17 protein-coding genes are annotated in these 20,670 nt (G+C 38.9%); all 17 read left to right on the forward strand.

Annotation, left to right across the window (positions count from 1 at the left end; genetic code table 11):
• Window positions 1-6 precede the first annotated feature (6 nt).
• The 17 genes from pyrH (at window position 7) to sstT (ending at window position 20,638) form a co-directional block, all read left to right on the forward strand.
• The gene (pyrH, locus tag DBO93_RS07025) at window positions 7-747 is read left to right on the forward strand and encodes a UMP kinase (RefSeq protein ID WP_108455683.1); all 741 of its coding nucleotides are present in this window, start codon (window positions 7-9) and stop codon (window positions 745-747) included.
• Window positions 748-766: 19 nt separating this feature from the next.
• Window positions 767-1,324 (forward strand): ribosome recycling factor, encoded by a 558-nt coding sequence (gene frr / locus DBO93_RS07030; RefSeq protein WP_108455684.1) that lies wholly within the window; start codon window positions 767-769, stop codon window positions 1,322-1,324.
• A gap of 190 nt (window positions 1,325-1,514) precedes the next feature.
• Entirely contained in the window at window positions 1,515-2,282 is a 768-nt protein-coding gene (gene uppS / locus DBO93_RS07035; protein WP_108455685.1) for a polyprenyl diphosphate synthase, read from the forward strand.
• A gap of 30 nt (window positions 2,283-2,312) precedes the next feature.
• Complete coding sequence (locus DBO93_RS07040) at window positions 2,313-3,179, forward strand: phosphatidate cytidylyltransferase (RefSeq protein ID WP_108455686.1); 867 nt, start codon at window positions 2,313-2,315, stop codon at window positions 3,177-3,179.
• Window positions 3,180-3,184: 5 nt separating this feature from the next.
• Window positions 3,185-4,384 carry a 1-deoxy-D-xylulose-5-phosphate reductoisomerase gene (ispC, locus tag DBO93_RS07045; protein ID WP_108455687.1) on the forward strand — a complete coding sequence of 400 codons (1,200 nt, stop codon included), beginning with the start codon at window positions 3,185-3,187 and terminating at the stop codon, window positions 4,382-4,384.
• A 12-nt stretch (window positions 4,385-4,396) separates the two neighbouring features.
• Entirely contained in the window at window positions 4,397-5,752 is a 1,356-nt protein-coding gene (gene rseP, locus DBO93_RS07050; protein ID WP_108455688.1) for a sigma E protease regulator RseP, read from the forward strand.
• Between the two features lie 29 nt (window positions 5,753-5,781).
• Window positions 5,782-8,256: an outer membrane protein assembly factor BamA gene (gene bamA, locus DBO93_RS07055; RefSeq protein WP_108455689.1), complete on the forward strand. Its 2,475-nt coding sequence runs from the start codon at window positions 5,782-5,784 to the stop codon at window positions 8,254-8,256.
• A gap of 141 nt (window positions 8,257-8,397) precedes the next feature.
• Entirely contained in the window at window positions 8,398-8,916 is a 519-nt protein-coding gene (locus DBO93_RS07060) for an OmpH family outer membrane protein (RefSeq protein ID WP_108455690.1), read from the forward strand.
• A 187-nt stretch (window positions 8,917-9,103) separates the two neighbouring features.
• The gene (gene lpxD / locus DBO93_RS07065) at window positions 9,104-10,126 is read left to right on the forward strand and encodes a UDP-3-O-(3-hydroxymyristoyl)glucosamine N-acyltransferase (RefSeq protein ID WP_108455691.1); all 1,023 of its coding nucleotides are present in this window, start codon (window positions 9,104-9,106) and stop codon (window positions 10,124-10,126) included.
• Between the two features lie 22 nt (window positions 10,127-10,148).
• Complete coding sequence (gene fabZ / locus DBO93_RS07070; RefSeq protein ID WP_108455692.1) at window positions 10,149-10,601, forward strand: 3-hydroxyacyl-ACP dehydratase FabZ; 453 nt, start codon at window positions 10,149-10,151, stop codon at window positions 10,599-10,601.
• A 1-nt stretch (window position 10,602) separates the two neighbouring features.
• Window positions 10,603-11,391, forward strand: coding sequence for an acyl-ACP--UDP-N-acetylglucosamine O-acyltransferase (gene lpxA / locus DBO93_RS07075; protein WP_162533738.1), 789 nt, complete (start codon window positions 10,603-10,605; stop codon window positions 11,389-11,391).
• 9 nt (window positions 11,392-11,400) lie between these two features.
• Entirely contained in the window at window positions 11,401-12,588 is a 1,188-nt protein-coding gene (lpxB, locus tag DBO93_RS07080) for a lipid-A-disaccharide synthase (RefSeq protein WP_108455693.1), read from the forward strand.
• A gap of 18 nt (window positions 12,589-12,606) precedes the next feature.
• Entirely contained in the window at window positions 12,607-13,257 is a 651-nt protein-coding gene (rnhB, locus tag DBO93_RS07085; RefSeq protein ID WP_108455694.1) for a ribonuclease HII, read from the forward strand.
• Window positions 13,258-13,265: 8 nt separating this feature from the next.
• Complete coding sequence (dnaE, locus tag DBO93_RS07090) at window positions 13,266-16,820, forward strand: DNA polymerase III subunit alpha (protein WP_108455695.1); 3,555 nt, start codon at window positions 13,266-13,268, stop codon at window positions 16,818-16,820.
• Between the two features lie 52 nt (window positions 16,821-16,872).
• A complete protein-coding gene (gene accA / locus DBO93_RS07095) occupies window positions 16,873-17,829 on the forward strand; it encodes an acetyl-CoA carboxylase carboxyl transferase subunit alpha (RefSeq protein ID WP_108455696.1) in 957 nt (318 codons plus the stop codon).
• Window positions 17,830-17,918: 89 nt separating this feature from the next.
• A complete protein-coding gene (gene tilS / locus DBO93_RS07100) occupies window positions 17,919-19,295 on the forward strand; it encodes a tRNA lysidine(34) synthetase TilS (RefSeq protein ID WP_162533739.1) in 1,377 nt (458 codons plus the stop codon).
• Window positions 19,296-19,402: 107 nt separating this feature from the next.
• Window positions 19,403-20,638 (forward strand): serine/threonine transporter SstT, encoded by a 1,236-nt coding sequence (gene sstT, locus DBO93_RS07105; protein WP_108455698.1) that lies wholly within the window; start codon window positions 19,403-19,405, stop codon window positions 20,636-20,638.
• The last annotated feature ends 32 nt before the right edge of the window (window positions 20,639-20,670 follow it).

A 20,670-nucleotide genomic window follows, 5' to 3' on the forward strand; every position in this document is an offset into this window, starting at 1 on the left:
TATTACATGAGCATCAATCCCAAACCAATGTATCGTCGGATCCTTTTAAAACTTAGTGGTGAAGCCTTAATGGGCGAAGAAGGTTTTGGCATCGATCCAAAAGTACTGGATCGTATGGCGCAAGAAATCAAAGAATTAATCGAAATGGGCGTTCAGGTCGGTTTGGTTATTGGCGGTGGTAATCTGTTTCGCGGCAAAGGCCTTGCTGAAGCAGGTATGAATCGTGTTGTTGGCGACCAAATGGGTATGTTGGCAACCGTTATGAACGGTTTAGCCATGCGTGATGCATTGCATCGTGCTTTCGTTAATACACGTTTAATGTCAGCAATTGATCTAGCTGGTGTTTGTGACCGTTATAATTGGGCTGAAGCGATAAGCTTATTAAAATCTGGTCGTGTTGTTATTTTTAGTGCTGGCACAGGTAACCCGTTTTTTACCACTGACTCTGCAGCGTGCTTACGTGGTATTGAAATTGAAGCAGACGTAGTACTAAAAGCGACTAAAGTGGATGGGATTTACTCAGAAGACCCTGTTGCTAACCCTGATGCAACATTATACAGCCGCTTAAGCTATCAAGAAGTTTTAGAAAAAGAATTGAAAGTGATGGATTTAGCTGCCTTTACTCTCGCTCGCGATCACAGTATGACACTTCGCGTTTTTAACATGAATAAACCCGGCGCGTTAAAATCTGTCATTATGGGTGGCGATGAAGGTACAACTATCGATCACGCTGAAAATTTAAATTAATTAGTGCAGGAATAACATAGTGATAAACGAAATAAAACAAGACGCTCAAGAAAGAATGGCGAAAAGTATCGAGTCATTAAGAATTAGTTTGAACAAGGTTCGTACTGGACGAGCACATCGTTCATTATTAGATAATATTGTTGTTGAATATTACGGTATGGATACTCCACTTAACCAAGTGGGTAATATTTCTGTGCCAGACGCACGTACTTTAGCGATTACGGTATTTGACAAAGGCATGATTGGTGCTGTTGAAAAAGCTATTTTAAAGTCAGACTTAGGGCTTAATCCTTCTTCACAAGGTACACTAATTCGCATTCCTTTACCTGCATTGACAGAAGAACGTCGTAAAGATTTAGTTAAAGTTGTTCGTGGCGAAGCAGAGGGCGGTAAAGTCGCCATTCGTAATATACGTCGCGATGCCAATACAGATATAAAATCGCTAAATAAAGAAAAAGAAATTAGTGATGACGAAATGCACCAAGCAGAAGACGAAGTGCAAAAAATTACAGATATATATATTAAGCAAGTTGATGAAGTTTTAACTTCAAAAGAAAAGGAATTAATGGAAATTTAAAGTTTTCATTGCTTAATCCATAGCGCCGTAGATAATGACTACGGCGTTTTTGCATATAAAGTTAAAACTATTACCCGAGTATCGTGACATGATTTGGTTTTTGGGCAAAACGAATAAAAACCAAATTGATGAAAAGATATAACCATTAGCTTTTTTATTACTCGGCGTTAAGCTTACAAATGGAGAGTATGTGAGTAAAACAGATAACCAAACTAATTACCTCTTAGCAGCTGATGTAAAAATACCTCAGCATATCGCTATTATTATGGATGGTAATGGAAGATGGGCCCAGTTGATTGGTAAAAAACGTGTGGCGGGGCATAAAGCTGGCGTTGATTCAGTAAAATCAGCCGTTGCATCAGCAGCAAAATATGGTGTAAAAGCGATAACTCTATTTGCTTTTAGTAGTGAAAATTGGCAACGTCCTGCCAGTGAAGTTAGTGTTTTAATGGATTTGTTTATGTTTGTGCTGACTCGTGAAGTTAAGCGTTTACATAAAAATGAAATAAAATTTAAAGTTATTGGTGATTTGAGTAAATTTTCCAGTAAATTACAGAAAATGATTAAGCAATCTGAAGAGTTAACCGCTCAAAATACCGGTATGGTGTTATCTGTTGCTGCTAACTATGGTGGTCGCTGGGATATTACTCATGCAGCCAAACAACTGGCTGAACAGGTATCGCGTCAAGAAATATCGGTTGATGATATTACCGAAGCATCATTAAATGATCATACAAGTTTGTCTGAACTACCTGAGTTAGATTTACTCATTAGAACAGGCGGTGATTATCGCATTAGTAATTTTTTACTTTGGCAAGCCGCTTATGCCGAGTTATATTTTACCGATGTACTATGGCCTGACTTTAATGAAGCAGAGCTAGTTAAAGCAATTACTGTGTTTGACCAACGAGAACGACGTTTTGGTCAAACTGGTGAACAAGTAAATAATAAAAACTAAAAATACTTAACACAATTTAAGGAATATCGTTTGTTAAAACAACGCATTATAACTGCATTAATCCTCGCGCCTGCTGCGATTTTGGCGATTTTTTACTTATCTCTCATTAACTTTGCAGCAGTCATGTTAGTCGTTATGGCGATAGGCGCTTGGGAGTGGGGTCCGCTCATGGGCTGTGCTAGCAAACGTTACCGTATTGCTTTCGTTAGTGTTACGAGTATTTTAATCGCTACGTTATGGTACTTCTTACCCTTAGATGGGTTATGGGATGCGCCTAAGCACTTAGTCGAACAAGCTAACATAGTGCTGTGGTTAGCCGTTGCATGGTGGTTACTGTCAGCAGGTTTAACATTTTTATATCCGCGATTTAGTAAGTTTTGGTCAAGTCATCGCTCAGTACGTGGACTTTTTGGCTGGTTAACTTTAGTGCCTACATGGCTTGCATTTATGGCATTAAGAAGTAGCGATTATGAAATTGATGCTTATCACGGTGCACAGTTATTAATGTTTCTATTTCTGATGGTTTGGAGTGCTGATGTTGGTGCCTATTTTGTTGGAAAATCTATTGGTAAACATAAGTTATTACCCAATGTAAGCCCAGGTAAAACACTTGAAGGCTTTTTAGGTGGGGTTATTTTTGCCTGTATCATGGTGGTAATTGCTGGTTATTTCATCGATTGGACAATGGCACAATATCGCATCGTTATTCCTGTAACTATTTTAATCACCACTATTTCTGTGTTGGGTGATTTAAATGAAAGTATGTTTAAACGTCAAGCAGGCGTTAAAGACAGTGGTACGATATTACCAGGGCACGGTGGTATTTTGGATCGTATTGATAGTTTAACGGCTACAGCACCAATTTATGCTTTATGTTACGCATATTTAGGTTGGTAAAATAAATGCAAACATTGTGTATTTTAGGCTCTACTGGTTCAATCGGTAAAAGCACCTTGGATGTTGTACGTTTGCATCCCGAAAAATTTGATATTGTAAGTTTATCAGCACATTCAAGTGTTGAACTCATGTTTGATCAATGTGTAGAGTTTAAGCCCAGCAAAGTTGTTATGGTTTCTAAGCAACATGCAAAAGTGCTTATTAGTAAACTTAAAGCAGCAAACCTTAATGACATTGACGTAACATCAGGTACTTTAGCACTTGAAAATATAGCACAAGACGATGCAACAGATACTGTGATGGCAGCAATTGTAGGTGCTTCGGGTTTGTTACCCACGTTAGCTGCAGTTAAAGCCGGTAAGAAAGTGTTGTTAGCCAATAAAGAGGCTTTAGTGACTTCAGGTGCCATCTTTATTGAAGCCGTTAAGCAATCGGGTGCTCAGCTATTACCTATTGATAGTGAACATAACGCAATATTCCAGTGTTTACCCTTAAACGCTCAGCAACAACCGGGCTATTGTGATTTATCTCATGAAGGCGTTAGTAAAGTGTTACTCACTGGTTCAGGTGGGCCTTTTAGAACATGGGACCTTGATGACCTTGAGCATGTAACACCTTCGCAAGCTTGTGCGCACCCCAATTGGGATATGGGCCGTAAAATCTCAGTTGATTCCGCTACCATGATGAACAAAGGTTTAGAGTTTATTGAAGCTAAATGGCTGTTTAACCTTCAACCTGATGATATTCAAGTGGTATTACATCCTCAAAGTACTATTCATTCTATGGTGCAGTACAAAGATGGCTCGGTAATCGCTCAAATGGGTAACCCTGATATGCGTACACCTATTGCTCATGCTTTAAGTTTTCCAAAGAGAATTGAATCAGGTGTTGAACCTTTTGATTTTTTCACTGCCAAATCTTTTGAATTTCAGGCTGTAGATTTGGTAAAATATCCTAATTTAAAATTGGCGATTGACGCATGTAAAAGTGGTCAAGGGGCATGTACAGCCTTAAATGCCGCAAATGAAATAGCTGTTGATGCTTTTTTAAACGAAAAAATTAAATTTACTGATATTGCAAAAATAAATGAAACTTCTGTGAATAAATTTGTCTCAGAAAAGGTGACTTCAATTGAAGAAGTTGTTGCGCTTGATAAAAGTGTCAGAGTTTTTGCTCAATCATTAATAACTAAATCCAAGCATTAATAGAGTAGTAGCATGATAGAGTTTATATGGAATCTTGCATCTTTTGTCGTTGCATTGGGTATTTTAATTACCGTTCATGAATATGGCCATTTTTGGGTTGCACGTAAAAATGGTGTGCAAGTAGATAGATTTTCTATTGGTTTTGGTAAAGCTATTTGGCGAAAAGTTGATCGCCATGGCACTGAGTTTGTCATTGCTATGATACCGTTGGGTGGCTACGTAAAAATGCTCGACAGTCGCGTTGATGAAGTTAGTGAGTCGCAAATAAGTCGAACATTTAATGCCAAGTCTGTTTATCAGCGAATTGCCATTATCGCCGCAGGACCATTTGCTAATTTTGGTTTTGCCATTGTAGCGTTTTACTTAATGTTTTTAATTGGTGTACCAAGTGTTAAGCCGATAATTGGCGAGGTTAATGTTGGTTCAATAGCTGGCGTAGCTGAACTGCCTGAAAAAGGTGAAATAGTTGCTATATCAGGACAGAAGACAGTGGATTGGCAAGATGTAAATCTAGCACTTGTCAGCTCGATAGGTGATAAAGAGATCACTTTTACCGTAAAACAGGCCAATAGAACTACAAACCAAGATTTTACATTAAATACTGAAAACTGGGCGTTTTCACCGGAAAAAGAATCGCCAATGACAAGTTTAGGTTTTATGCCTTTTCGCGCTAAGGCTCAAGCAACCTTAGCCTTAGTGGCAAAAGACAGTCCGGCAGAAAAAGCAGGATTAAAGGCGGGTGATAAATTATTGTCTATTGGTGATGAAAACATTGATGGTCAGTGGTTGAAGTTTTCAGAAAAAATTAAATTATACCCTGAGCAAAACGTTGATATCAGAGTATTACGTGATGGCGAGACATTAACGCTTAATGTTTTCCCAGAAGCTAAGAAGGTTAACAATAACGTTGTTGGGTATTTAGGCGTGCAGCCAATATCAGAGCCATATCCAACAGAATACTTATTTGACCAAGCTTATGGGCCCATTACGGCACTTGAGCAAAGTGCCATAAAAACATGGAATTTAGTGGTACTAAGTTTTGATATGATCGGTAAGCTAATTACCGGTGATGTGTCAGTTAAAAATTTAAGTGGGCCAATATCAATTGCACAAGGTGCTGGTAATAGTGCAGATTATGGGTTTGTGTACTTTTTAGGCTTTTTAGCCTTAATTAGCATCAACCTGGGCATTATTAACCTTTTACCATTACCCGTATTGGATGGAGGACACTTATTTTATTATTTTATCGAGCTTTTTACGGGGAAACCCGTGCCAGAAAAAATACAAGAAATAGGTTTTAAATTTGGTACTATAGCGCTACTAAGCTTAATGAGTATCGCCATATTTAACGATTTATCGCGACTATAACTAAAAGAAGTATATAAAGTTAATATTTTATGATTATTAAAAAACTTGCCCTGGCGGTATTATTAGGTAGTTTGGGAGCAACAGCACATGCTGCTGATGACTTTCAAGTGGAAGATATTCAAGTTAAAGGTTTGCAGCGTGTAGCGCTGGGAGCAGCATTAACCCATATTCCATTCAATGTTGGCGATAACTTAAATGAGTTTCGCGTTTCACAATCAATTAAAGCACTTTATAAGTCAGGTCACTTTAGTGACGTTGTCGTGTCAAGAGATGCCAACACCGTTATTTATCGTGTACGTGAACGAGCGACGATAAGTGCTATTACTTTTGATGGTAATAAAGACTTAAAAGAAGAGCAATTAACAGAAAGCCTTGATGGCAGTGATATCCGTGTTGGTGAAACACTTGATATGACCGTTATTTCGGGTATCGAAGTCGGTTTGGAAGATTTCTACCATAGCGTAGGTAAGTACAATGCCGACGTTAAAGCCAATGTGACTCATTTGCCGCGAAATCGTGTAAATATCGATTTTGTTTTCAAAGAAGGTGACGCTGCTGCGATAGAACAAATCAACATCGTAGGTAATGAAAAGTTTTCAGATGCTCAGCTATTAGAGCGCATAGAGTTAACATATGACTCGCCTTGGTGGGACTTTATGGCGCAAGATCGCTATCAAAAGCAAACCTTGCAAGGTGATATGGAAACCATACAAAGCTATTACCTTGACCGAGGTTACTTGCAATATAAAGTTGACTCTACTCAAGTTTCAATGACACCGGATAAAGAAGCGGTATATATCACCCTCAATGTGACTGAAGGCGAAATTTATACGGTTAGTGAAGTTGACTTTATAGGTGATATGGCTGGCTTTGAGAAAACTATTCGTGCGATTACGCCGATTAAAACCGACACATTATACAATGGTGCGTTAGTTACTTACTCTGAAGAATTAGTCAGTAAATTTTTAGGAAGATATGGTTACGCTTACCCTAAAGTTGTCACAATTCCAGAAATAGACGAAGAAAATAAAACCGTAAAATTAGTTTTATCAGTAGATCCAGGTAAACGGGTTTATGTTAACCGCATTAATTTTAAAGGCAATCATGTTACTGCTGAGCATGTTTTGCGAAGAGAAATGCGTCAAATGGAAGGTGCTTGGCTATCTAATAACTTAGTCGAAGGTTCAAAGGCTTGGTTACAGCGTTTACCTTACATGGAAACAGTTGAGTTTGAAACCAACCAACTTCCTGGTGAAGACGACCTTGTTGATATTGACTTTGAAGTTAAAGAGCAGCCTTCTGGCTCTTTTACCGCAGGTATTGGTTATGGTTCACAAACCCAGTTAAGTTTAAATGCAGGTGTACAGCAAAACAACTTTTTAGGTACAGGTAACCGCTTAGGTTTTAGCATAAACACTTCAAGCTACTCAAAAAGTGCTAATGTTTCATATACTGATCCCTACTTTACCGTTGACGGTGTGTCACTCGGCGGCAATATATTCTATCAAGAGTTTGATGCAGGTAACGCAAACCTTGTTGAATACAATAACAAAACTTATGGTGTAGGCCTTACATTAGGCTTCCCTATTAATGAATATGTTCGTTTAAGCTTTGGTTTAGGTTATAAAAGTAATGGTATTACGCGCTTAGAAACTTACGAACAAATTCAGAAGTTTTATGAATTATATTCAGATCCAAATGATCCAGATGGTGGCTTAAGCTTTGAAAGCTTTGATGTTAATGCGGCTATATCTCGTTCGACGTTGAACCGTGGTACTTTCCCTACGGACGGATCGCAGCAAAGTTTATCTTATAAGATGACTACGCCTAACTCGGATGTGAATTACTTTAAAATTAATTTAGATACTAAATGGTATTTCCCGTTAACACGTGATCAACGTTGGACTGTTTTAGCTAAATTTCAATTAGGTTATGGTAACGGTTACGGCTCTATTGATGGCAATGATCAAGTGCTTCCTTTCTGGGAAAACTTTAGAGCAGGTGGCTCAGGTACATTACGAGGTTTCGAATCTAATATTGTCGGACCACGTGCTATCTATCGTAGATCAACCTCAATTCCTGGTACGCCAGATGCTGTTGGATCTGCTGGTGGTTGTTGTTTAGGTCCTGATCATGACTTTATTCAAACGTCTAGACGTTCTGTTGGTGGTAATGCCATTGCAATTGCAGGTTTAGAGCTTATCGTACCAACGCCATTTTTAGATGAAGGTTTCAGTAACAGTGTTCGTTCAAGTATATTTATTGATGCGGGTAATGTTTGGGACACAGAATTTAATTTAGATGATTATAAAGATTTAAATAGCGTTGAATTTGATAAAATTGCTGACTACTCTGATGTGGGTCGATATCGAGCATCTGCAGGTTTGTCTGTTCAATGGTTGTCTCCAATGGGGCCAATGATTTTTAGTTTTGCTAAAACGTTGAAAGAAGAAGAAGGTGATGACACCGAGTTCTTCAGTTTTAATATCGGACAAACTTTTTAGATTTATTAAGATAAAGCCTATTTATTGCTCAAAATGAGCAAGCTTTAAATAAATAGGCTTGAACCAAGTTAACTGAGGCGGTATAACTACCGCATAACAAAATTATATAAAAAATATTAGAAAATATTTTAGGAGTAAAATTTGAAAAATTTGATTAAATCTATTGCAATCGCTACAGCAGCATCAGGATATATTTTAGCCAGTTCAGCAATGGCTGCAGACCAAAAAATTGGTGTAGTAAACTTCCAAGAAGTTATGGGTAAAATTCCACAAACTGCAGCAGTAATGAAAAGCTTAGAAGAAGAGTTTAAAGATGAAAAAGCTGTACTTGCCCAACTTGAGCAAGACATCAAATATCTTCAAGAAAAGCGTAAGCGCGATGGCTCTTTAATGAGTGCTAAAGAAATTGAAGAGTTAGAAGGCAAAATTGGTGTACTTTTTCAAGATTACCAAACTAAAGGCAAAGCTTTTCAGCAGAGCACTGGTGCTAGAAAAAATGAAGAAACTAACAAAATCATCGCATTGGTTCGTCAAGCAATTGATAACATTGCAGCCAAAGGCGATTATGATTTAGTACTTGAACAAAGTGCAGTTGTTTACTCTAAGCCAAAAACAGCGATCACAGAAGAAGTTGTTAAGCAAGTTAGCAAACTGAAATAATCCTTTGTTTTCAGGTAAATTGAATATAAATCACCATGATTTATATTCAATGCCTTCTCGACCATTTAATATTCCGAATCAAGTTGATTCGGAATATTGCGTTTAGCCCTATGGTGGTTAGCGCTTGTCTTTAAACCTGTACTTTAAAATTTATACTTTAGAGCACATTTAAAAGAAGTTTATTCTTATGAGTTACGTTCTTGCCGATATTGCAGAAAAAATAGGGGCTGTTGTTCAGGGAGATGGACAATGTAAAATATTAAGTATAGCTACCTTAGCCTCAGCCAGTTCCGGGCAAATCGCCTTTTTAGCTAATAGTAAATATAGTGAACAATTAGCAACAACTAATGCCAGTGCGGTTATTGTTACCCCAGCAGAAGCAAAAAAGTGTCAATCTAATGCCTTAATAATGGATAACCCTTATATGGGCTATGCTTTAGTGGCACAGTTACTTGATACAACACCTAAACCGGCAAACTGTATTCACCCTAGTGCTGTTATTGATGATAACGCTATTATCGGTGATAACGTGACGATCGGTGCTAATGCCGTTATTGAAGCCGGTGTTAGCCTTTGTGAAGGTGTTAGTATAGGTGCTGGTAGCTTTATCGGTATTGGTGCAACAATTGGTGCTAATTCTACTATTTGGTCTAACGTTAGTATTTATCATGGTGTGGTTATTGGTAAACAATGCGCAGTGCATGCAAATACAGTGATTGGTTCAGACGGTTTTGGTTATGCAAATAATAAAGGTATTTGGGTTAAAATACCGCAATTAGGCACAGTGGTCATTGGTGATAATGTAGAGATTGGTGCGAGTACCACAATAGATCGCGGCGCTTTAGGTAACACTATTATCAAAGATGGTGTTATTTTAGATAATCAAATACAGATTGCTCATAATGTTGTGATCGGTGAGAATACCGCTATGGCGGCTTGTAGTGTTATAGCAGGCAGCACTGAAATAGGTAAAAATTGTGTTATTGCTGGCCTTGTCGGTATCAATGGTCATATTAACATTGCTGACGGTTGTGTATTTACTGGCATGACAATGGTCACAAAGTCATTAAATGCGCCAGGTGTTTATTCATCGGGTATGCCATGCCAGCCAAATAAAGAGTGGCATAAAAATAACGCTAGAATACGTAAGCTAGAGTCTTTAACTAAGCGGTTAAGTATTTTAGAAAAATCTAGCAAGTTGACGTCATAGTTAAGCAAAAGAGGAAGTCATTTTGGAATCGCAAAATAATATTATCGATGTTGAAGAGATAAAAACACTCATTCCACACCGTTACCCGTTTTTATTAGTTGACCGTGTGCTTGACTACACCCCCGGTAAGTCAATTCATGCGATAAAAAACGTTACAGTTAATGAACCCGCATTTATGGGACACTTTCCTAGTTATTCAATTTTCCCTGGTGTGTTGATCCTTGAAGCTTTAGCTCAAGCAAGTGGAATACTTGGCTTTAAATCTGTTAAAGATAAAAGTGAAGGTGAGTTATTTCTGTTTGCGTCAATTGATAAAGCAAAATTTAAAAAACCAGTTCACCCTGGTGACACCATGCATTTGCATCTAGAGTTTATAAAAGAGCGTCGTGGTATGTGGAAGTTTTATGCTGAAGCTAGAGTTGACGGCAAGGTAGTCTGTTCAGCAGACTTAATGTGCGCAAGAAGAGCATTGTAATATGGTGAATTCAACGTCATTGATCCATCCACAAGCCATTATTGAAGATGGCGCGATTATCGGTAAAAATGTAAAGATTGGCCCATGGACGCATATAGCTGGGAATGTGGTCATTGGAGACGATTGTCATATAAGCTCACATGTTGTAATTAACGGTCCAACAACTATCGGTAAAGGCAATCGCATATTTCAGTTCGCTTCAATAGGCGAAGACTGTCAAGATTTAAAATATGCGGGTGAATTAACCGAACTAGTGATCGGCGATAACAATACTTTTCGTGAAAACTGCACCGTGCACCGTGGTACGGTTCAAGATAAAAGTTTAACTAAAATTGGTAGCAATAATTTATTTATGGCTTATACCCATATTGCTCATGATTGCATGGTGGGGAGTAACTGTATTTTAGCTAATGGTGCCTCACTAGCCGGTCATGTTCATGTTGGCGATCATGCCATTATTGGCGGTATGGCTGGCGTACATCAATTTTGTCATATTGGTCCACATTGTTTTGTTGCAGCCAATTCACTTATTCTTAAAGATGTACCTCCTTACATTATGGCATCTGGCCAACCTGCAAAACCTTTTGGTTTAAATAGCGAAGGCTTAAAACGTCGAGGTTTTGATGCCGATGTTATATTGCAAATTAAACGTGCCTATAAAGCGATTTACCGTCAAGGTTTAACTGTTGATGAAGCGATAGCGAAAATTAACGATACTGCACATGGCTTGATTGAATTAGATGTATTCACTGATTTTATTAAAAACTCTAGTCGCGGCATTGTCCGATAGTTTATGGTGATGTCAGTAAACTCAGAAGATACTTTGCCCGTGAATAAATCACTAGAGCCCGTGTTAACATTTGCTATAGTTGTTGGAGAGCATTCTGGTGACACCTTAGGTGCAGGATTAATGCAACAACTGCAGCTAAGCTACCCTAACGCCAAGTTTATCGGCATTGGTGGCCCTAAAATGTTAGCGCTAGGCTTTGAAAGCCTGTTTGATATGGAAGAGCTATCAGTCATGGGTGTGTTTGAAGTGCTTGGTAGATTGCGCCGATTACTCCATATTCGAAAATCATTGTATGAATATTTTGTAGCGAACAAACCCAATGTTTTTATTGGTATAGATGCTCCTGACTTTAATATTGCCCTTGAAGCAAAGCTTAAAGTACAGGCGATTAAGACAGTTCATTATGTTAGCCCTTCAGTTTGGGCTTGGCGAGAAAAGCGCGTATTCAAAATTGCTAAAGCGACTAACATGGTTTTGTCGTTATTGCCTTTTGAAAAAGCGTTTTATGATAAACACCAAATACCTTGCACCTTTGTAGGTCACTCACTTGCTGACGACATTCCTTTAGTTTCTGATAAACATAGTGCCAGAGAAGCTTTGGGCATAGAAGATAATGCCAAAGTTCTAGCGCTAATGCCGGGAAGCCGAGGTGGCGAACTGTCACGACTAGTTGAGCCATTTTTACATACTGCACAAAAGCTACTCAGCAATAATCCTGAAAAAGCCGCGGAGTTGATATTCGTGGTACCCATGGTAAGTGAAAAAAGAGCTCAGCAATTTCACCAATTACATCAACAAATAGCGCCAGAGCTTTCGGTACAAGTTATCGTCGGTAAAACTCAGCAAGTAATGGCTGCTAGCGATTGTTTATTAACTGCGTCGGGTACAGTAACCCTTGAAGCGGCCTTAATAAAACGTCCTATGGTGATTTGTTATAAGTTTAATCCGCTGACTTATTACATGTTCAAAGGCTTTGTAAAGTTGAAGTGGTTTTCATTACCGAATTTATTGGCTAATAAGGGCTTAGTGCCTGAACTTCTACAAACTAATGTTACGGTTGAAAATATATTACCATTAGTTGAAGAGCGACTGTTTGAAGATCAGTCAGCTTTGAATCAAGCTTTTACTGAAATTCATTTAGCACTTAAGCAAAATGCCAGTGAACAAGCTGCCAAAGCCGTAATCAACTTATTATAATTGTTAAGCAGAATTTTTATGCCTGTAGTTAAGAAAGTTTTTCCACCATTTGAATATCCCATTGCTTATTGTATTGCCGGTGTTGATGAAGTTGGGCGAGGGCCTTTAGTCGGTGATGTAGTGACAGCCGCGGTTATATTAGATCCGGATAATCCTATTGAAGGATTAATGGATTCAAAAAAACTGTCTGAAAAGAAAAGACAGCAACTGTCTTTAGAAATTAAACAACGCGCTATTGCTTGGTCAATAGGGCGAGCTTCTCCAGAAGAAATAGATACGCTTAATATTCTTCATGCCACTATGTTGGCAATGCAACGCGCTATTCAAGGTTTAAATGTTACGCCTGATTTCGTGCTAGTTGATGGTAATCGTTGCCCCACTTTTGCTCATCAAAATGGTCATATTGCCAGCCAAAGTGTTGTTAAAGGTGATGCACGCGTATCTGAAATAAGTGCTGCGTCGATTATAGCTAAAGTGGCAAGAGATGATGAGATGGTGGCCCTAGATAAGCTTTATCCTTATTATGGCTTCGCACAGCACAAAGGGTACCCAACAAAAGTTCATTTAGAGAAGATAATTGAGCATGGTGTGCTTGATTGCTACCGAAAAAGTTTTAAACCTGTCGCCAATGTACTCGCTAATGCAGCAACGCATAATAAAAATAATTAGAGCACTAGATGTCTGAAACCGAGTTAACAACAATTACCACAACTGATCCAGCGCCTAAAAACGGTAATAATCCAGCGTTTATTCACTTGCGAATACACAGTGATTATTCTATGTCAGATGGCTTGAAAAAAGTGAAGCCAATCGTCGCCCGAGCTGCAGAGCTCAATATGCCTGCCATCGCACTCACCGATCAAACAAATTTATGTGGGCTGGTTAAGTATTATCACGCGGCACATGGTGCAGGTTTAAAGCCTATTATTGGTTGTGATTTTTGGGTTCAAAGTGAGGCTTTAGAAGGTGAATTGTCGCGTTTAGTCGTATTAACCACCAATAATATTGGTTATAAAAATTTAACTGAATTAATTTCTAAAGCTTATTTACGTGGACATGTTCAGGGTAAAGCTGTCATTGATAGAGACTGGCTCATTGACCATGCAGAAGGCTTAATTTTACTTTCTGGTGGCCGCGAAGGCGACGTGGGTAAAGCGTTGCTTAAAGGTAACCAAGAGTTTGTTGAAGATATGGTGGCATTTTATCAGCAATATTTTCCCAACTGCTTTTACCTTGAGTTAATTCGAACGGGTCGAAATGACGAAGAAAACTATATTCACCTTGCCGTAGCGCTTGCTGCGAGTCATGACTTGCCTGTTGTTGCCACTAACGAAGTTATGTTCTTAAGTCCTGTAGACTTTGATGCGCACGAAATTCGTGTCGCCATTCATGATGGTTTTACTTTAGATGATAAACGTCGCCCAAAAAAATATTCTAAAGAGCAATACTTGCGAACCGAAGAGGAAATGGTCGCACTTTTTGCTGATATTCCTGAAGCACTTGCGAATTCGGTAGAAATCGCAAAACGTTGTAATGTTACTGTGCGTTTAGGCGAATATGTACTACCTGATTTTCCTACCGAAGGCTTATCGATAGAAGATTACTTAGTTAAAGTATCAGAAGAAGGTTTACAGGAAAGGTTAGAGTTTTTATTTGATAAAGACGCGCCTGACTTTGCTGAAAAACGTAAACCTTACGATGAACGTTTAGCGATTGAATTAAAAGTTGTTAATGGTATGGGCTTCCCCGGTTATTTCTTGATCGTGATGGAGTTTATTCAGTGGAGTAAAGACAATAATATTCCTGTTGGTCCTGGCCGTGGTTCAGGGGCAGGTTCATTGGTGGCTTACGCTCAAAAAATTACCGATCTCGACCCATTGGAATACGATCTACTTTTTGAACGATTCTTGAACCCTGAACGTGTCTCGATGCCCGATTTCGATATCGATTTTTGTATGGACAGGCGTGACGAAGTTATTGATCACGTTGCAGAGTTATACGGCCGAGATGCTGTATCACAAATCATTACCTTCGGTACAATGGCAGCGAAAGCGGTTATTCGAGATGTAGGTCGCGTGCTTGGTCACCCGTACGGTTTTGTTGATCGCATTTCTAAACTTATCCCGCCAACACCGGGTATGACCTTAGCTAAAGCATTTGAAGAAGAGCCAAAGCTGCCTGAAATTTACGCCCAAGACAGTGACGTAAAAGATTTGATTGATATGTGCCGTATTTTAGAAGGCACAACGCGAAATGCGGGTAAACATGCTGGTGGTGTTGTTATTTCTCCAACAACAATCACCGATTTTGCTCCGCTTTATTGTGATGAAGAAGGTAAAAATCCGGTAACGCAGTTTGATAAAAATGATGTAGAGGATGCCGGATTAGTAAAATTTGATTTTCTCGGTTTACGTACCTTAACCATTTTACAGTGGGCCATAGAAATGGCTGATGCAAAACTGCTAAAAGAGGGTAAAGAACCAATCGATTTACCTGCGATTGATTTGGAAGATAAAGCCAGTTTTAAAGTGCTATTAAAATCAGAAACAACTGCGGTTTTCCAGCTTGAATCTAGCGGCATGAAATCACTAATAGCAAAACTAAAACCCGATTGCTTTGAAGATATTATCGCTTTGGTAGCGCTATTCAGACCTGGCCCTTTACAGTCAGGCATGGTTGATAACTTTATCGAACGTAAACATGGTCGTGAGGCTATCAGTTACCCGGATGAAACATGGCAACATCTCGATTTAAAGCCAATTCTTGAACCTACTTACGGTATTATTCTTTATCAAGAGCAGGTAATGCAAATAGCGCAGGTGTTAGCCGGTTACTCGCTTGGTGGTGCCGATATGTTACGTCGTGCCATGGGTAAGAAAAAGCCTGAAGAAATGGCTAAGCAACGTGCAGGCTTTGAAGCAGGCGCTGTTGGTCGTGGTGTTGATGGCGAGCTAGCGATGAAAATTTTTGACTTGGTTGAAAAGTTCGCCGGTTATGGTTTTAACAAATCGCATTCTGCCGCTTATGCTTTAGTGTCGTATCAAACTTTGTGGATGAAAACCCACTTTCCTGCGCCATTTATGGCGGCGGTTATGTCTGCTGATATGGATAATACCGATAAAATTGTGACGTTAGTTGATGAGTGCAGCAACATGGGGCTTGATTTATTGCCGCCTGATGTTAACCGAGGGCAATATAAGTTCACTGTGAATGATGACGATCAAATTATTTATGGTATCGGCGCTGTAAAGGGCGTTGGTGAAGGTCCGATTGAAGCTATTATTGCCGCGCGTGAAAGCGATGGTGAGTTTATTGATTTGTTTGATTTTTGCGCTCGGGTTGATTTGAAAAAGATCAATAAGCGTGTGTTAGAGAAATTAATTAAATCTGGTGCAATGGATGCCCTTGGGCCCAATGCTAAAGACGGTCCTCATCGTGCGGCTCTATTTGTGTCATTACCTGAAGCATTAAAAGCAGCAGAGCAACATGCAAAAGCTCAAGCCATTGGGCAAAATGATTTATTTGGTTTAATAAATGAAGAACCAGAAGATAACAGACAAACATATAAAGAAGTGCCAAAGTGGCCTGAACAACAGTGGTTAGATGGCGAAAAAGAAACTTTAGGTTTATATTTAACGGGTCACCCAATCAACCGTTACTTAAGTGAAATCAAACGCTATTCAACGGGACGTCTAGTCAGCTTGCAGCCAACCAATAAAGATAAGACAACGGTTGCCGTAGGCTTAGTGCTAGGTGTGCGGGTATTAGTCAATAAACGTGGTCGTCGATGGGCTTTGGTCACATTAGATGATAAAAGTGCCCGAATGGACATCCGCTTATTTCCAGATGACTACGATAGGTTTGCAGAATTGCTTATTTCTGACGCTATTTTGGTCTGTAGCGGACAGGTCAGCTTTGATGATTACTCCGGTGGTATTACAATGACCGCTCGAGACATAATGACTATTGCTGATGCACGGGAAAATTATGTATCGTCGTTAGATTTACAAGTCGATAAAAATCAGCTTTCAGGCCAATTTATCGAACAGTTTACAAAGGTGCTAACACCCTATAAAGATGGTATTTGCCCAATTCGCGTTTTTTATCAAAGAGATGAAGCGCAAGGTATGCTAGAGTTAGGGGTACAGTGGCGCGTATCGCCAAGCGACATGCTATTATACGATTTGAAAACCCTTTTGGGTGATGAGCAAGTCGAGTTAAAATTTAAATAAGTAGTGTTTTTTACTAACGGTACTCAAAGACAACATAGGTAAGAAAAATCATATGTCATTAAATTTTTTAGATTTTGAGCTTCCAATTGCGGAACTTGAAGCAAAAATTGAAGAATTACAATTGGTCAACAATGGTCAAGATCTTGATCTTGATTTAGAGGATCAAATTTCTCAATTACGTGAGAAAAATAACGAGTTAACAAAGAAAATTTTCTCTAATTTGGATCCTTGGCAAACGGCGCGCGTTGCACGTCACCCTCAACGTCCATATACCTTAGATTATTTACCTCGTATTTTTACGGAGTTCGATGAATTGGCAGGCGATAGAGCTTATGCTGATGATAAAGCTATTGTTGGTGGAACCGCGCGTTTAGATGGTCGTCCAGTTATGATTATTGGCCACCAAAAAGGTCGCTCAACTAACGAAAAAGTTAAACGTAACTTTGGTATGCCACGTCCTGAAGGCTACCGTAAAGCTTTACGTTTAATGAGAATGGCAGAACGTTTTAAAATGCCAATTATCACATTTATTGACACGCCAGGTGCTTATCCGGGTATTGGTGCAGAAGAACGTGGTCAAAGTGAAGCTATAGCCATGAATTTAAAAGTGATGTCACGTTTGAACGTGCCAATCATTTGTACGGTTATTGGTGAAGGTGGTTCTGGTGGTGCACTGGCTATTGGTGTTGGTGATAAGGTAAATATGCTTGAGTATTCAACTTATTCAGTAATTTCACCAGAAGGTTGTGCTTCAATTTTGTGGAAAACGGCTGAGAAAGCGCCGACAGCAGCAGAAGCCATGGGTATTACGGCTAAGCGTATTAAAGAATTAGGGCTTATCGACAGTATTGTTGAAGAACCATTAGGTGGGGCTCACCGCGATATGGACCAAATGGCGGCATTCCTTAAGCAAGCATTAAAATCTGACCTAGCAGAACTAGACAAACTGTCTAACGAAGAATTGATTGAAAGTCGTTATGACAAGTTAATGTCATTCGGTTATTGTTAGATTCAAAATAAGCGACCTCTACAGGTCGCTTTTTATTGTCTTTATGATAACTATCGCTACAACACTCTTACCTAATATTGCTTGAACCTGTGAATAAAATTGAATCAGCCTTGGTGCAGTTTTTTAAACATACACCAGAAAAAACTATTATTATTGCCTATAGCGGCGGTGTAGATTCACAAGTGCTATTAGTGGCATTAGCTAAGTTAAAACAACAAGAGTTATTACCTAACCCTTTAGTTGTTTGTCATGTCAATCACGGTTTAAGTCCTCATGCTGATGAGTGGCAAGTATTTGCGCAGCAACAATGTGATAGCTTTTCACTACCATTATTCACCCATAAACTACATTTAAAAAAACAAGCGCAGCAAAGCCTAGAAGCAATGGCGAGAGATGCGCGCTATAAAGTACTAATACAAACCAGTGCAGAGCCTGCGATTATCGTTACTGGACATCATCTGAATGACCAAGCAGAAACATTTATTCTTGCATTAAAACGTGGTGCAGGGGTTAAAGGTTTATCTGCAATGCCGCCAAGTGCTAAATTAGCGCAACATACAGTGGCTCGCCCGTTATTAGCGATTTCGCGATCAGAAATAGTCGATTATGCAAATCAACAACAGCTTAGTTGGATTGAAGATGAGTCAAATAACGATGAACACTTTGAGCGAAATTTTTTACGTCATCAAATACTGCCTAAATTAAATGCACGTTGGCCAAGTATTAATAAAACAATTGCGCGCAGTGCTGAGCATTGTTTTGAAGCGCAACAATTACTTGACGAATTAGCACAGCAAGATTTAACGCTTTGCCAGCTTTCAGCTTATCAACTTTCGGTGCCATGTTTAACTAAGTTAAGCGATGCACGACTTAAAAATCTTTTACGCTATTTTTTATCGAGCCATAATGTATTAATGCCTTCGCGCCAGCAGTTAGCACAAATATGCCAACAACTTAACGCTGAGGCTGACAAATCACCGGTTATTCAACTATCGAGTCATTGTGTTAGGCGCTTTAAAGATGAGCTTTATCTAACCACTATTTACCAAGATATTTCGGATTGGCAACATTCGCTAAATCTTGACGATTTAGTCGCTAAAGATAAATTAGAGCTTCAATTACCTGATAACTTAGGCGTTTTATGTATTTCGGCAAAGTTAGAAAACAGCAACACTAATGAACATTGGCAAGTAGCTGTTAAACGCCCAAACATTAATCAAGTAGTTACGGTTAGGTTTTCTCACGAAAATCCTAAATGTTTACCGCAATATCGACAACATTCACGAGCCTTAAAGAAAGTTTTGCAAGAGCTTACAATTCCGCCATGGCAAAGAAAAAGACTACCGTTTATTTTTTATGATAATGAATTAATAGCCGTCGTAGGACACTTCGTTTGTAAAGCTTTCTTAGTTGATAACAATGACCAAGCATTGTTTATTTCACGTAACAGTGAATCGTCTTTTTAAATTAGCCATACAACGAATATACTAGACAGTCACCGCTATTAAGTGGTAAAAAACTTGCACTACACGCGAGCGTGTTCATAAGTTTAATAACTCAAATAAGAAAAATTATGACAATAGAAAATAACCCAGAAAGCCATTCATTTATTACTAAACTGAAATCTATTAATATCGTAAACCAAATAATTATTGCCATTATTTTAGGTGTTGTTTTAGCCCTTGCTTCCCCTGATCTAGCCATGTCATTTTCTATACTGGGGAGTTTATTTGTTAATGCATTAAAAGCGGTTGCCCCTATCTTAGTGTTAGTTTTAGTGGCTTCGTCTATTGCAAACCAAAAACCTAACAGTGAAGCTAATTTAAAGCCTATAGTTGGATTGTATTTAATTGGCACCATTAGTGCTGCGTTAGTCGCAGTCGCGCTAAGCTTTATGTTTCCTGTGCAATTAACTTTAGATATCGTTGGCGCTAGTGCTAACCCGCCACAAGGTTTAGGCGAAGTATTAACAACCTTGGCATTTAAAATTGTTGATAATCCTTTTAATGCGGTAATTACCGGTAACTTTATCGGTATTTTAGCTTGGGGTTTAGGTTTAGGTTTTGCCTTGAAAAAGGGAAGTGACTCAACGAAAGTCATGGTGCATGATTTTGCTGAAGCTATTTCTAGTGTCGTAAAACTCGTTATTCGTTTTGCACCATTAGGTATCATGGGGTTAGTTGCCAATACAGTAGCAACTACAGGCTTTGATACTTTAGGAGAGTTTAGTCATTTAGTACTCGTGCTTTTAGGTTCAATGCTTATAATTGCTTTGATAGTGAACCCGTTAATCGTGTATTTAATTATGCGTAAAAACCCTTACCCGTTAGTACTAACCTGTATAAAAGAATCAGGTATTACGGCATTTTTCACCCGTAGCTCAGCAGCCAATATTCCAGTAAATATGGAGCTATGTGAAAAGCTAGATTTACATGAGGATACTTATTCGGTATCCATTCCATTAGGTGCCACCATCAATATGGCAGGCGCGGCGATTACCATCACGGTATTAACGCTTGCAGCGGCCAATACCTTAAATATTGAAGTTGATTTTGCCACCGCTATTTTATTGAGTGTGGTTGCTGCAATATCAGCGTGTGGCGCTTCTGGTGTTGCTGGCGGTTCATTGCTGCTTATTCCATTAGCTTGTGGGTTATTTGGTATTAATACTGATATTGCGATGCAAGTTGTTGCGATAGGATTTATTATTGGTGTTATTCAAGACTCCGCAGAAACAGCATTAAATAGTTCTACCGATGTGGTTTTCACGGCTGCAGCATCGCACCATATCACTAAAAATTTAGATTAAACCTTATCTTTTAGCTTTGTTACTTTCTAATA

The organism is Colwellia sp. Arc7-D (genome assembly GCF_003061515.1).
Lineage (GTDB): Bacteria > Pseudomonadota > Gammaproteobacteria > Enterobacterales > Alteromonadaceae > Cognaticolwellia.